Below are 12,207 nucleotides of genomic sequence, written 5' to 3'. Positions count from 1 at the left end.
CTACACTTCTCCCATAACAGGTCGGAGGAGAGGAAAGCTTGGAAGCGCAGCGCATATTGGTCATTGGCGGCGGTATCGGGGGCCTGACGGCTGCGATCGCCCTGCGCGCCAAGGGGCACCAAGTCGATGTTATTGAGCGGGATCCTGACTGGTCCGTCTATGGCGTCGGCATCATCCAGCAATCAAATGTCGTCCGCGCGATGGCGCAGCTTGGCCTGCTCGACGATTATCTGTCTGCAGGGGTCGGCTTCGACGCGATCGAAATCTTCCTTCCTGACGGGACGAAAATTGCCCGCGTGCCCTCGCCCCGGCTGGTCGAGGGGAAGCCGGCCAACGTCGGCATAGGTCGGCCCGCGCTCCACAAGGTTCTGGGTGATCGTACATTGGCAAGCGGTGCGACCGTTCGCCTTGGCGTGACCGCCGAGCACATCGTCGACGAAGCTAACGGCGTGGCTGTCGACTTCTCCGATGGCAGCAGCGAGCGCTACGACCTGGTTGTGGGCGCGGACGGCGTCTATTCGCGGACGCGCGACCTCATTTTTCCCGATGCCCCCAAGCCCCAGTTCACCGGCCAGTCGGTATGGCGTTACAATTTCGCTCGCCCGGCCGAGCTTGATGCGCTGCAGGTCTATAACGGCCCCATCGGCGTCGGTCTCGTGCCCATCTCGGACACGCTCATGTACATGTATGTGACGACGCCCGAGCCCGACAATCCGCGCTATCCGCTCGAGGGGCTGGCAGCGGTCATGCGTGCCAAGCTTTCGGGGACCGCGCCAGCCATTCAGGCACTGGCGCATGAGATCACGCAGGACAGCGCCGTAGTCTATCGCCCGCTCGAGGGTCTGCTGGTCGAAGGGCCATGGCACAAGGGAAGGATCGTCCTGCTGGGAGACGCAGTCCACGCGACCACGCCGCATCTGGGCCAGGGCGCGGGCATGGCGATAGAGGACAGTCTCGTGCTGGCTGACGAGCTCTCCAAACATGATGATCTGGAGGCCGTCTTTGAGGCCTATCATGCCCGCCGGTTCGAGCGGTGCGCCTATATCGTGCGCGCCAGCCTTGCCATCTGCCACGGTCAAATCGGCAAGGGGCCGTCTGTCGATAACGCGGCCGCCACCCATGAAATGTTCGAGATGATCGCCGAGCCGATCTGAGGCGGCAGTCCGCCTCCCATGCATCTACCCAAGGAGTTATCTGATGAGCCGCGTTTCTGAAATTCGCTATGTCGGCTATGGCGTTCCCGACCTGGCCGCCGAGCGGAGCTTTTACGCTGATCAATGGAAGCTGATCGACGTCGGCGAGCAGGATGGCATGGCTCATTTTGCGGCCGATGGTGGCGAAGAAGCCTATGTCGTGCGTCTGCGCGAGAATGAAGATCGTCGGGTTGACGTGATCGCTCTTGCCGCCGAAAGTCAGGCCGATGTCGATGCGCTGCATGACAAGGTGGTCACCGCAGGCTGCCGGATCATCTTTCCGCCTCGCAACCTGGCTACTTTGGCGGGCGGCTATGGTTTTCGCTTCTTCTCGCCAGACGGCCTGCCGTTCGAGATTTCCAGTGATGTCGAGCGGCGTACCGCACGAACGCTCAGCCGCTGGGACGGCATCCCGCAGAAAATCAGCCACATCGTCCTTCATTCGCCCGATCATCAAGCCCTGGTGTGCTTCTTCGTCGACGTGCTGGGGTTCAAGATCAGCGACTGGCTGGGCGACTTCATGTGCTTCCTGCGCTGCAATGCAGCCCATCACCGGCTGGCCGTCCTGCCGGGACCGCCCTGTCTCAACCATGTCGCCTACGACATGCTGAGCGTCGACGACATGATGGTCGGCATCAACCGACTGCGCCAAAAAGGTACCGACATCCGCTGGGGTCCGGGCCGGCACACGGCAGGAAACAACACGTTCAGCTATTTTACCACCCCTGCCGGCTTTGCCGTGGAATATACTTCGGAACTGGAGGAGGTCGATTTCGAGGGGCATCAGCCGCAGGTTCATGTGCCAGGGCCTAAGGTAATGGATCAGTGGGGCATCGGCACCGGCGGCCCCCAGACCATGCCGCATCCCGAGACCGACAAGGGCCTTTTCCAGGCCGCAGAAATTTGAGCGGGGAGGCATAACTAATGGCGCTTTTCGAATATTTCCCCAACTATATCTGGAACCTATCGATCTCGATTGCGGTGGAGTCGGGCGCCCAGCTCGGCGAGATTATCGACATGTGTCAGCCGATCCGCGATGCAGCCGATGGCGGCGCCGACGCCGGCACACCCCAGTTCATGAAGGCCTGGGCGGCGATGGGGGACAAGCTGTTGGAACTCGCGGGCGAAGATGAGGCCAAGGGGCGCTATTTCTCCGCCTCGAACAAGCTGGAGCGCGCGTCGCTCTATCTGATCACGGCCGAACGGATGCAAGGCCATGGCGCGCCGGGACGCGAGGCGACCTATGCCAAGGCACGAACAGCCTTCGATCGATCGACCGCGCTTGGTCAGATCAATCGGGAGCGCGTGGAAGTTCCGCTTGAGACCGGGACCATGCCAGCGCTTTTCACCCGAGCCCCCGGGGATGGCAAAAAGCCCGTGGTGGTATTCTGCAATGGTCTCGATAGCTGCAAGGAACTGCTGTACTGGAGCCGGCTCCCCGAACAGTTGGCGCGGCGCGGCATATCCACATTGTGCGTGGATCAGCCCGGATCGGGTGAGGCGCTGCGACTGCAAGGCCTGCCTGTCGATCCGCATAGCGAAAGCTGGGCCAGCAAGGCGGTCGACTGGCTCGAGCGACAGCCCGAAGTCGACCCAAAAGCGATCGGCATGACTGGCATCTCGCTGGGGGGGCATTTTGCGCCCCGCGCCGTCGCCTATGAGCCGCGCTTTGCCAGTGGCGCGGTCTGGGGCGCCAACCATAATTGGCGTGAGGTGCAGGATAAGCGCATGTCTCGCGAAGGGGAGAACCCTGTTCCCCATTATTGGGCGCATGTCCATTGGGCGTTCGGGGCCAGCGATCAGGAGGATTTCCTGGCGAAATCGCAAGCCATGAACCTCAATGGCCATATGGACAACATCAAGGTACCATTCCTCGTTACCCATGGCCAAGACGATCGGCAGATCAGTGTTTCCTACGCCGATGATCTCTATGATCAGCTGGTCAATTCGCCTCGCCGTGAGAAGGTCATTTTCACCGCCCGAGAAGGCGGCGTTGAGCATGTCGGCGCCGACAATATGGCCTATGGGCGCGACCTCATTTCGGACTGGTTTGCCGAGACGCTTGGCGGACACGCTCAATGATGACACGGACGGCGGTCGTTGAGGCTTATGTCCGCAAAGAGACGCGCATCAGCATGGCGATCAACGCCATGCTGTCGCTGTTGATCTCCCTGGCGGTCTTCGGTCTGCACCGACCGGTCGAGAGCTGGGGCGTGGGGCGATGGGTGTTCGACTTTCTTCCACAGAGCTTCATGATCTCTTTGATGAGCGTCCTCATCCCCGGCGTGCTCGTCCGACAAAAGCTCAAAAATGGCGCGCTGGCTCCGGTACCTCATCGCTCGATCCTTCCGCGCAGTCTGCTGGCGCGCGCACTGGTCCTGGCTGGCGCATCGGCTGGTATCGGTACGGCATCGGTAGCCGGATTGGTCTGGCTGATGGGTATGGAGATGATCGCCCCGATACCCGCCCTGCTCTTCAAGGTGAGCTATGGCGCCATTCTCGCCTTGATCGTCACGCCTCCTGCTCTTCGCGCAGCCCTGGCCGCGTGATGTCATCATATCCGCTATTTTCAAGGAATGCCCCGATGACCCGCCATTTCATCGACCTCTCGATCACGCTCGACAATGACGTGGTCTCCGATCCGCCGTTCCTCAGGCCCAAAATCACCTACCAGGCACATGGCGAAACCGTGGCCGAGCTCCAGCATTTTTTCCCTGGCGTGACGGCGGAAGATACTCCTGATGGCGCGGGTTTCGCCGCTGCGGAGTGGGTGACGCTCACGACCCATAACGGCACGCATCTGGACGCGCCCTATCATTTCCATCCTACCATGGATAGCCGCGGCGGCGAACCGCAGCGGTCGATCACGATCGACGAAGTGCCGCTGGAATGGTGTTTCCAGCCCGGCGTGAAACTCGACTTCCGCCATTTCCCCGACGGCTATGTCGTGACCGCCGCCGATGTCGAGGCGGAACTGGCCCGCATCGGCCACAGCCTCCAGCCGCTCGACATCGTGCTGGTCAACACCGCGGCCGGCACGGCGCTGGGCCAGCCCGACTATGTCAATCGCGGCTGCGGCATGGGCTATGAGGCGACCATCTACCTGACCGAGCGGGGTGTGCGCGTCACCGGCACCGATGCCTGGTCCTGGGATGCGCCGTTCAGCTATACCGCGCAGAAGGTGAAGGAAACCGGCGACACCTCGCTGATCTGGGAAGGCCACAAGGCCGGCCGCGACATCGGCTATTGCCACCTGGAAAAGCTGCACAATCTGGAAAGCCTGCCCGGCCATGGCTTCATGGTCAGTTGCTTCCCGCACAAGATCAAGGGCGCGTCGGCCGGCTGGACCCGCGCGGTCGCAATCTTCGAGGAATAGAGATGCGCCTTGCCACCCTCGATAATGACCGCCCCGATGGCAGCCTGATCGTCGTCTCCCGCGATGCGCGTCGCTGCCTGCCTGCGGACGGCATTGCTGACACGCTGCAGCAGGCGATCGAGCGATGGGACAGCGTCGAACCGGCGCTGCGCCGGCTTGCCGACCGGCTGGAACAGGGGGAAGGCGATGTGCTGGACGAAAGCCGGCTGCTCGCCCCCCTGCCCCGCGCCTGGCAATGGCTCGACGGTTCCGCTTTCCCGCAGCATGGCGAGCTGATGCAGAAGGCGTTCAACCTGCCGCCGATCGAGACCGACCGGCCGCTCATGTATCAGGGCCTGTCCGATCGCTTCCTGTCCGGAACGCAGGATGTGCGACTTCCCAGCGAAGCTGACGGCATCGATTTCGAAGGCGAGTTCGGCGTCATTACCGATGCCGTGCCGATGGGCACCAGCGCACAGGACGCGCTATCGCATATCAAGCTCGTCCTGCTCATCAACGACTGGTCGCTGCGCGCGATCGCGCCGATCGAGATGAAGACCGGGTTCGGCTGGGTTCAGGCCAAGCCGGCTTGTTCAGTGGCGCCCTTTGCGGTCACGCCCGATGAACTGGGCGAGGCCTGGCAGGACGGTCGCGTCCATCTCCCGCTGGAGGTGCGCGTTAACGATGCCTGGTTCGGAAATCCCCATGGCGGCGAAATGGCATTCGGCTTTCACGAGCTTGTCGCCCATGCCGCCCGCACCCGCGATCTGGTCGCCGGCACGATCATCGGATCGGGCACGGTGTCCAATGCCGATTATGCAACGCTCGGCTCCTGCTGCATCTCCGAACGTCGCGCGATCGAGATGATCGAGCAAGGTAAACCCCAAACAGCTTTTCTCAGTTTCGGCGATCGCGTTTTGCTCGGCGCATTTGGAAACAAGAGTTCCCCTTTCGGCAGCATCAACCAACAGATCGTTGCGGCCGATTTTCCGGTTTCCATGCGATCCGGGTTTCTTTGATCGACCCTATTTTGACAGGACCGAACGTGGATGGGAGATGACTTGAATGGCCGACGTTGGTCGACGGCCGACCGACAGCTTTTTCCCCCTTCGACCGATCGTCGGCCCCGAAAGAGGACCGGCAGCTATCGCCCACAGTCCAGCTAAAAACTGCCAGTCGGCAACCGGCCAGTCTTGGGCATCAAGAAGAGGAAGCGGACGGACCGATCCTGGGAACCAAGTCGGCGCCCCACGGTCTGAAGTGGGTCGGGACTTCGCAATTGGGGGGCTCGATGCAACGGGTCATCCAGCCGGCCGCCGCTTTCGATAACAAGTTGCTCTGCATTATGCATTCTGCGCAGTGTTGGTCTGCTGGCAGGTCAGGACTGTCAGGTCCAAGCTGCTTCCACAGATCGCACGGCAATGAAGCGCGCTAGGGGAATTTCGGTCAAAGATCGTGTCGAGGCCATCTCACGAGCGACAAGCGCCATTTCTATCCATTGTGAACCGTGGTCGTCACCTCGCTGTGCGAATGCGCTCCAAGCGACGACGTTGGCCCAAAAGGCGCGCCTCGGCTCCAGCACGTTCTTAATTATCGCTGCGATCTGGTCTTCGATCTTACGCCTGCCCTTGATCGCTGCGGCGACGTCGTCGCCAGCTTCAAACCAGGAATCTAGCTGGGGGTTAGTCGCCAGCCAGCGGCTAGACGCGCGCACTGCCATCTCCACCGTCTTGGCATCGATTGCTGAAGTGTCGGCGCTCTCGAGCATCGAGGCAACGAGATTGTCTATCGAGATAGGCTTGGGCGCGACATCCGAGAGCCCGATCAGGTTGATTGCCTGAACGAGGCCAAACGGAGGGGCAGAGCCAAGCGTCCCATCTGCTAAGGCGCTGCTCAAGAGTAAGGATATGTCCTCGGCCGTCGTTTCATGAACCGACATCTCGGACGAAATATGGTCAAGCATGTCTTCGATCTCTGGCCTGCTTAGCGAGCTTGCCACCCAGGCGTCCCGAACACCATGACCTTGCTTGATCAGAATTGATACGAGCGCATTCTTTCTTCCCTGCTTGATCGAAGCGAACACGCTCTGGGCTCCTGCTCCATCGCGCTCGGATATTAGAAGTTCTCTGACCTGAATTACGGGGCGCTTCGCTGACACTGTTCCGATAGGCCACGTCGCTTTGATGATTGCGTCGATCGCACGACGTCGATCGTCCGGCACCCAGTTGCGCATCAGCATGAGGTTCGTAACCGAAGTTGCTGACACAAGCTCTCGACTGGCAGCCTCTGCTATCATTAAGGCCAATGGTGTAGCGATCGCGGGTGCGGCAAGAAGCCAACCGATTGCGGCCTCTCGCAGACTGGAATCGTCTGCAAAGACGAGACCTTCCAACAAGCTGAGTTGCAGTTCAGCAGGCATGGCCGCCGTCAGTTCGGCGAATTGGCTCTGGATCAGGAACGGGTCGCCATCGCAGGATTTCACCAATTCCTTCAGCATCTCGTTAACATCAGGTGTCGGGAGATACTGCTGGCCAGCGCCGGTCTGCACCATTGCGTGATCCATTGCGCTACGTATATCTTCTCCCACCTCGATCCCAGCCCGTGAGAATGCCGATACAAGAGCTATGGCTGCGGTGGGCACGAGCTTGCCGGCACGCATTTGTTGAGCGATCGTGACTCGGACATTCTCCATAGCCATAGTCGCATGGCCGTCGCCGGCTTCACTTTTCTGGCGTAGCTGCTCGAGAGTCTGGCCAAGCATGAACGAATATGCGTGATGCATCATTGCGTCGGGCCGCTTTTTACGCCCTTCTGCGCCGGTGAGATCAACGATCAGCAATAGCGCCTCGGGTTGTGCTGCCAGCATATCTCCAACGCTGTGAGCCCCAGGAGACAATTCGCCCGCGCGGATATCCTCCCGAACCATGCGTGCAATCTGCTGGATGGCGGCCCGTGGCGTCACGATCGATGTTCCTTTCTCGCATGGCAATTGCGTGCTTGGTACAACTAGAGGTGGCGGGGCAAAAAACCCGTGGTGCCCGTGGGATACATAATATCCGAGTCCCAAGCCGTCACGTCAAAAGCCGATTGCCGCATCAATTTTGGGGAATGCTTTGTAGCTGCCAGCCGGTTAGCGTTCAGTCCTGCGACGGTCGGCTTGGAAACGGGTCGGGCCGCACTTGGGCAGAGAAATCGGCGCTCGAGCGGCAGTCAGGGGTCGCGAGCTGCTGGCGAAGTGTACCCTGCAGCAGGGACTGAAAGGGCGGAAGCGCCTGCTACGCGTTTATGCGCACCGTTCCGCGGCGCGTTGTGATTTCGCGAAAGCAGTCGGTGGGCAAATTTTGACCAACCAGGCTGACATAGGGATAGCTGCCGTTCCCGCACAAATCTGAAATGCAAGTATCTTGACCCAAATTATAGTTGCGATATCGTAATGATCGTCCAGGATTTCGCCTTCGCCGAAGACGAAGCGATTTTACGCACACGAGAAGCATTGATGGCGGAAGTTGCTGGCATCACCGATCCCGTTAATATGACGCCTGCTCAAGCGGATGCTGCAAAAGAATTTTATCAAAGGCGAGTTACTTTCGGCCTGCTCGCTCAATAGTCAACACGAAGTGAGGACGATTTTGCAAAATTGTTGCACTCCAGCAATGGCGTCACCCGCATGCTAGGATTTTATCGATTTTTTTCTGAGAGAATTTGGGCCTGCTCGCGAAAGAAAATGGCCCTGCGTTTATGCTGTTCGATTAGTAGGATGTCGTCGCGGCGGCATTGGGCAATCAGCGCAGCCTTCTCTTCTTCAGCAGCTAACTGAACTAGGCGAGCATGTTGCGTTTTGAGGGCGTCCATGCGCGTTTGTCCATTCATTTCCTGATGCTCTTGACTGCCGCTAAATAGGCATGGGTGGCCTCATCGCCAATATGAAATTTTCGCCGTTCCCTTTGCCTCCCGCCCCGTATAAATGCGCCCTTCCCTCCCATCATTGGCTCTCGTCCGCCTCCTCCAAAGCGGACGCAATTTTGAACGGTAAGCATCAATTACGGAAGTTAGCTTGTTCGCTTCTGAAAAAAGAGCGATATGGCTGAAGTCGTCCACAATGAGCCTTGTGATGTTCCACTGAGAATGGCGAGTGATGATCCAGTACCCGGGCGGGCAGGTTTTCTCATTGATGCCTGTCGCTTTGAAACAGACCGGGTCGCGTTTGCTGGAATGCTCTCGTGAGGCTGAGAAGCAAGAGATTGCTAACGATGTCGGGCCGCTCAGCGATATACCCCTGGCACTATATCGTTCTGATCGTCGAGAGTGTGCTCCCATTTTGGTGGGCATCGGTGATTGGCACGTGAACAGTACATCGGTTGTAAACAACGAAATACGCCGTCTGCGGTGTGAATAATGTAGGGTGGCCAATCCGAGTGACGGCCGGTTGGCGCCTGCCGCCGATCTTGCCAACCGACCCAACCTATTATGCGATCCTGCGGGACGCACATGGCATCCTTGCCTGGACGCTTTTTGTAGTGGTAACAAGCCATCTGTCTGCCGCCCTGCTACATGCATGGGTTCTGCGAGATGGCGTTTTCTCCAGCATGACCTGGAAAAGGAAAGACATCAGAGATTCGGCTGGCTCAGCTACATCAGGAAAAGAATGACAGCAGCTTTCGATGGGCACAGATGCCAAGCTAATCGCTGAAAGCGCGATGTTCGGGTGGCTGCCGAACATCGAACTTATCAAGCGCGACCGGCGGGCCCTGTCAGATCTGGACGCTCACTTCCCCCCAAATGAGCGGCGGTACTTGGTTGGCAGCCGACTGTGAGTGAGTGTCGGGCTATATTTGCGACCCTGCTCCAAACCTGACGTTACCTACCCGCCATCAATTGCACGCCGAGATTGCTAGAACAGCGTCGGTTCGCGGCGCCCGCCACCTCATTTCGGCTCTCGAACGCAGGCTTATGTTGACAGGGTCGAGAAGCGCCCTTCCTTCGGCCCACAGGGGTGGTCAAAATCGGTGCCTTCGATCTAGTTATCGTCGCAAACTCTTTCGATGGAGCCGCCCTATGCGCCACCTGCCCATTGCTAAGCTGTTGGCTTGCTTTGCCATCGTTTTCACATCCACACATGCTCGGTCGAGCGGTGAGTAGATGGCCGGTTCGATATAGGCGGCCGCTCGATCCGCCTCTCGTGCCATGGAAAGGGCGCTCCCGTTGTGGTGATCGACGGTGGTATGGGAACTGCGCCGGCGGAGGATCCAGGCTGGAAGCGGATCGCCGCTCAGGTTGCGCAGACCACGCAGGTCTGCCTCTATGATCGTGCCGGACTAGGAGGAAGCGATCCGGCACCGAAAGGAGCGCGCTCCAGCCTCGATGCGGCAAATGACCTTCATAAGGCGCTGTCGGTTGCCAGGGTCAGAGGACCATATCTACTCGTCGGCCATTCGCTGGGCGGTCTGCACTCCCAGGTTTTCGCGGCCGAGTATCCTTCTGACACGGAGGGTTTGGTATTGGTGTCCACGACCCACGCAGATCAGTTTTCGCGATGGCTGGCCCTGTTGCCACCGCAGGCACAAAATGAAGAAAAAGCTCTAACTGACGCCCGGATCTTCCTCAGGACAATGCTCACAGATCCGGCTAAGAACGAGGAGCGCCTGGACATGCAGGTCAGCGCAACGCAGGCGCATCGACTCAGGTCGATTGGTGACAAACCGCTCATTGTCGCGACGCATAGTCCTCATTTTCGCATGGTACCTGGCTTGTCCGATCCCCTTGCCCTCAAACTTGAGAATTGCACACAGCAGATGCAGCGACAGTATCTAAACCTGTCGACAAATGCGCGTCAGAATATTGCGGCACGTGCGGGCCACGGCCTGCCGCACGAAGCGCCCGACTTCGTAGTCGACAATATCTTTCAGGGTATTACGGCATCAAGGCGTATGCGGACAAGTGATAGCAGGATGCTGTTTAGAAAAGTTTCTCGTTTAAAGGTTTGAAACCACACGGTTGTGATAGCCCACACATCTAGGCAGCGGCTTCACATTCAGTAGGCGGCGGCTTTTAGCTGGAAACTGCTTCTGGCAATCCGTCCAGCAGCCTTCAGCGGGGCCGCGGCGCCAATTTGCGGACGTAAAGTGCAACCGTAAGTGCGCGCCACCTGATCACGATAGAGGGCGATGGTGGGATGACAACGCCATGTGACGCGCTGGCACCAAGAAGGTTCAGTGGTTCGCCGTCGGCATCCGGCCCCGCAGGTTGCTGGGCCGGATGCATCTCCAGCGGGCCTTTGCTGAAACGAGCGCCCTTCCGCGCCGAACAGGTTCAGCACCTTTTGCGTTTCGCCGCGCTCTGCCCGATTGCAGATGGATGCAGCGCGGTTCGCAGCAGGCAGAAAGCAATATGCTCCCGGTCGTTCTTATTTTGTTCTATAGTCGGGTCAGCGACTCGAAGGAGAAGATCGATGGAACCCTTGCTGGAAGAAGGCGCCCCTTATGCCGAGTGGCAGCACGCATGTGCGGCGCTCAACAAGGTACCGTTCACTGTAGACGATGCTGAAGAAGGATTTGGGCTGATCCGCAATGCCGGTAGCAGCGTACGGACGATCGCGGGATTTGCCGCTCGATATCAGGATATAGCGCCGGAGTTGGTGCTTGCCTCGCTTCGTGCGCGCTTCAATCTTGTGGCTGAGGCGGAGGATTGTGGGATCGACTTGAAGGCGCAGAGCCCAAATATCTATCGCAAGATGCTGACTGGGCCACTTACTCCGGAAGACTTCAGCATATTCCCGGCCTTCGTCGATGCCGAAGATTGAGGACATTCGCCAGGTGGTTGCCGATGCGCTTTCAAAAAAGGGGCACGGCAACCGCCAGTTCCTGGACGAAATGCGAGCAGGACAGCGAGACGATAGCCCTTTCATGGTCGGCGCGATTGTGTGGGCTGAGCATGTTCGCAGCTTGGGCCGGAAGGGCTAAGAAGTGAGGAGATGTCGGATATGCAGCGCTAACGATGAAAAAGCGCTTATCGAGGATATGGCGCGGGCCATGTGGGAAACGCAGATCTCGTCCAATCCTGACGACGAATGGCGGGAGTGGGAGACGGCACACTCCTACTGGCGCGAAAGGATGACGCAGTTCGCTGCGGCTAGTCTGAAGGCGTTTCGGGCGAGTCCCGATCTTCGTGGCGAAGCTCGCCGCGACAGCTGACTCGGCGACAACCTTTGCGCTCTGGATAGAGTGACGTTCCACTTTTTCGTTCGATCCGTAGGCATGTATATGCATGACGATGGAACTGGATGAATCGACCCTCTGGGCCGTTGCGCAAAAGGTGCTTAATAGTCACGGCTCTGATGCCAAGGCCTATGCGGACTCGCAGATCAAGCAGTTAGAGGCGGCGAGCGATTTCACAAGCGCCACCGCTTGGAAGTCGGTCGCTGATCGCATCGATTTGCTGATTGGCCAAAGCAGACGAGGGCCAGCGGCTAAACATTAGCTGCTTGACCGCTGCGGCGGCAGTGATATGCGCCTCTGCGATCCTGGCCGAGTTTGCAGTGGGTTGATCGGTCAAGATCTCCACCTTTCTGGCATAGCAAAAGAGGCACGTCAGCCAGATGTCCGAAACAGTCTTGGACCTAGCAATTTATGTGGTGATCTTTGCCTTGCTAATAGCCGCCTT

13 protein-coding genes are annotated in these 12,207 nt (G+C 58.9%); 11 read left to right on the top strand and 2 right to left on the bottom strand.

Annotated features, from left to right (window positions below):
- The first annotated feature begins 38 nt into the window (after nt 1-38).
- Genes JQK15_RS21340 through JQK15_RS21315 form a run of 6 tightly spaced genes read left to right on the top strand, consistent with a single transcriptional unit; the run spans nt 39 to nt 5,567 of the window.
- Nucleotides 39-1,154 carry an FAD-dependent oxidoreductase gene (locus JQK15_RS21340; protein ID WP_214867655.1) on the top strand — a complete coding sequence of 372 codons (1,116 nt, stop codon included), beginning with the start codon at nt 39-41 and terminating at the stop codon, nt 1,152-1,154.
- A gap of 43 nt (nt 1,155-1,197) precedes the next feature.
- Complete coding sequence (locus JQK15_RS21335; RefSeq protein WP_214867653.1) at nt 1,198-2,100, top strand: VOC family protein; 903 nt, start codon at nt 1,198-1,200, stop codon at nt 2,098-2,100.
- Between the two features lie 17 nt (nt 2,101-2,117).
- Nucleotides 2,118-3,275 (top strand): alpha/beta hydrolase family protein, encoded by a 1,158-nt coding sequence (locus JQK15_RS21330; protein WP_214867651.1) that lies wholly within the window; start codon nt 2,118-2,120, stop codon nt 3,273-3,275.
- Nucleotides 3,272-3,742, top strand: a complete 471-nt coding sequence (locus tag JQK15_RS21325) for a hypothetical protein (RefSeq protein WP_251007935.1) — start codon at nt 3,272-3,274, stop codon at nt 3,740-3,742. The genes JQK15_RS21330 and JQK15_RS21325 overlap by 4 nt, the downstream gene beginning before the upstream one ends.
- A 35-nt stretch (nt 3,743-3,777) precedes the next feature.
- Nucleotides 3,778-4,569 (top strand): cyclase family protein, encoded by a 792-nt coding sequence (locus JQK15_RS21320; protein ID WP_214867649.1) that lies wholly within the window; start codon nt 3,778-3,780, stop codon nt 4,567-4,569.
- Nucleotides 4,570-4,571: 2 nt separating this feature from the next.
- Nucleotides 4,572-5,567 (top strand): fumarylacetoacetate hydrolase family protein, encoded by a 996-nt coding sequence (locus JQK15_RS21315; RefSeq protein WP_214867647.1) that lies wholly within the window; start codon nt 4,572-4,574, stop codon nt 5,565-5,567.
- 368 nt (nt 5,568-5,935) lie between these two features.
- Here JQK15_RS21315 and JQK15_RS21310 read toward each other — a convergent pair whose 3' ends face one another.
- Nucleotides 5,936-7,510 carry a Y4lR C-terminal helical domain-containing protein gene (locus tag JQK15_RS21310; RefSeq protein WP_214867645.1) on the bottom strand — a complete coding sequence of 525 codons (1,575 nt, stop codon included), beginning with the start codon at nt 7,508-7,510 and terminating at the stop codon, nt 5,936-5,938.
- A gap of 471 nt (nt 7,511-7,981) precedes the next feature.
- Here JQK15_RS21310 and JQK15_RS21305 point away from each other — a divergent pair, with 471 nt between their 5' ends.
- Nucleotides 7,982-8,155 (top strand): hypothetical protein, encoded by a 174-nt coding sequence (locus tag JQK15_RS21305; RefSeq protein ID WP_214867642.1) that lies wholly within the window; start codon nt 7,982-7,984, stop codon nt 8,153-8,155.
- 71 nt (nt 8,156-8,226) lie between these two features.
- Here JQK15_RS21305 and JQK15_RS21300 read toward each other — a convergent pair whose 3' ends face one another.
- On the bottom strand, nt 8,227-8,400 hold the full coding sequence (locus JQK15_RS21300) for a hypothetical protein (protein ID WP_214867640.1): 174 nt from the start codon (nt 8,398-8,400) through the stop codon (nt 8,227-8,229).
- A 536-nt stretch (nt 8,401-8,936) separates the two neighbouring features.
- On the opposite strand from JQK15_RS21300, the gene JQK15_RS27540 reads away from it, so the two are divergent.
- From JQK15_RS27540 to JQK15_RS21280, 4 genes are all read left to right on the top strand, one after another.
- The gene (locus JQK15_RS27540; protein WP_353047243.1) at nt 8,937-9,197 is read left to right on the top strand and encodes a cytochrome b; all 261 of its coding nucleotides are present in this window, start codon (nt 8,937-8,939) and stop codon (nt 9,195-9,197) included.
- Between the two features lie 555 nt (nt 9,198-9,752).
- Nucleotides 9,753-10,532: an alpha/beta fold hydrolase gene (locus JQK15_RS21290; RefSeq protein WP_214867636.1), complete on the top strand. Its 780-nt coding sequence runs from the start codon at nt 9,753-9,755 to the stop codon at nt 10,530-10,532.
- Nucleotides 10,533-10,996: 464 nt separating this feature from the next.
- Nucleotides 10,997-11,347, top strand: a complete 351-nt coding sequence (locus JQK15_RS21285) for a hypothetical protein (protein ID WP_214867634.1) — start codon at nt 10,997-10,999, stop codon at nt 11,345-11,347.
- A gap of 464 nt (nt 11,348-11,811) precedes the next feature.
- The gene (locus JQK15_RS21280; protein ID WP_214867631.1) at nt 11,812-12,024 is read left to right on the top strand and encodes a DUF6961 family protein; all 213 of its coding nucleotides are present in this window, start codon (nt 11,812-11,814) and stop codon (nt 12,022-12,024) included.
- Nucleotides 12,025-12,207: the final 183 nt, after the last annotated feature.

This window comes from Sphingobium sp. BHU LFT2 (genome assembly GCF_018604485.1).
GTDB classification, from domain to species: domain Bacteria; phylum Pseudomonadota; class Alphaproteobacteria; order Sphingomonadales; family Sphingomonadaceae; genus Sphingobium; species Sphingobium yanoikuyae_A.
This window is presented reverse-complemented; position numbering and strand designations above follow the sequence as displayed.

What these genes read in the sequence shown, in the direction of transcription:
- JQK15_RS21335 (WP_214867653.1), top strand. Translation starts at nt 1,198, where the DNA reads ATGAGCCGCGTTTCTGAAATTCGCTATGTCGGCTATGGCGTTCCCGAC.
- JQK15_RS21330 (WP_214867651.1), top strand. Translation starts at nt 2,118, where the DNA reads ATGGCGCTTTTCGAATATTTCCCCAACTATATCTGGAACCTATCGATC.
- JQK15_RS21325 (WP_251007935.1), top strand. Translation starts at nt 3,272, where the DNA reads ATGATGACACGGACGGCGGTCGTTGAGGCTTATGTCCGCAAAGAGACG.
- JQK15_RS21320 (WP_214867649.1), top strand. Translation starts at nt 3,778, where the DNA reads ATGACCCGCCATTTCATCGACCTCTCGATCACGCTCGACAATGACGTG.
- JQK15_RS21315 (WP_214867647.1), top strand. Translation starts at nt 4,572, where the DNA reads ATGCGCCTTGCCACCCTCGATAATGACCGCCCCGATGGCAGCCTGATC.
- JQK15_RS21305 (WP_214867642.1), top strand. Translation starts at nt 7,982, where the DNA reads ATGATCGTCCAGGATTTCGCCTTCGCCGAAGACGAAGCGATTTTACGC.
- JQK15_RS21300 (WP_214867640.1), bottom strand. Translation starts at nt 8,400, where the DNA reads ATGGACGCCCTCAAAACGCAACATGCTCGCCTAGTTCAGTTAGCTGCT.
- JQK15_RS21285 (WP_214867634.1), top strand. Translation starts at nt 10,997, where the DNA reads ATGGAACCCTTGCTGGAAGAAGGCGCCCCTTATGCCGAGTGGCAGCAC.
- JQK15_RS21280 (WP_214867631.1), top strand. Translation starts at nt 11,812, where the DNA reads ATGACGATGGAACTGGATGAATCGACCCTCTGGGCCGTTGCGCAAAAG.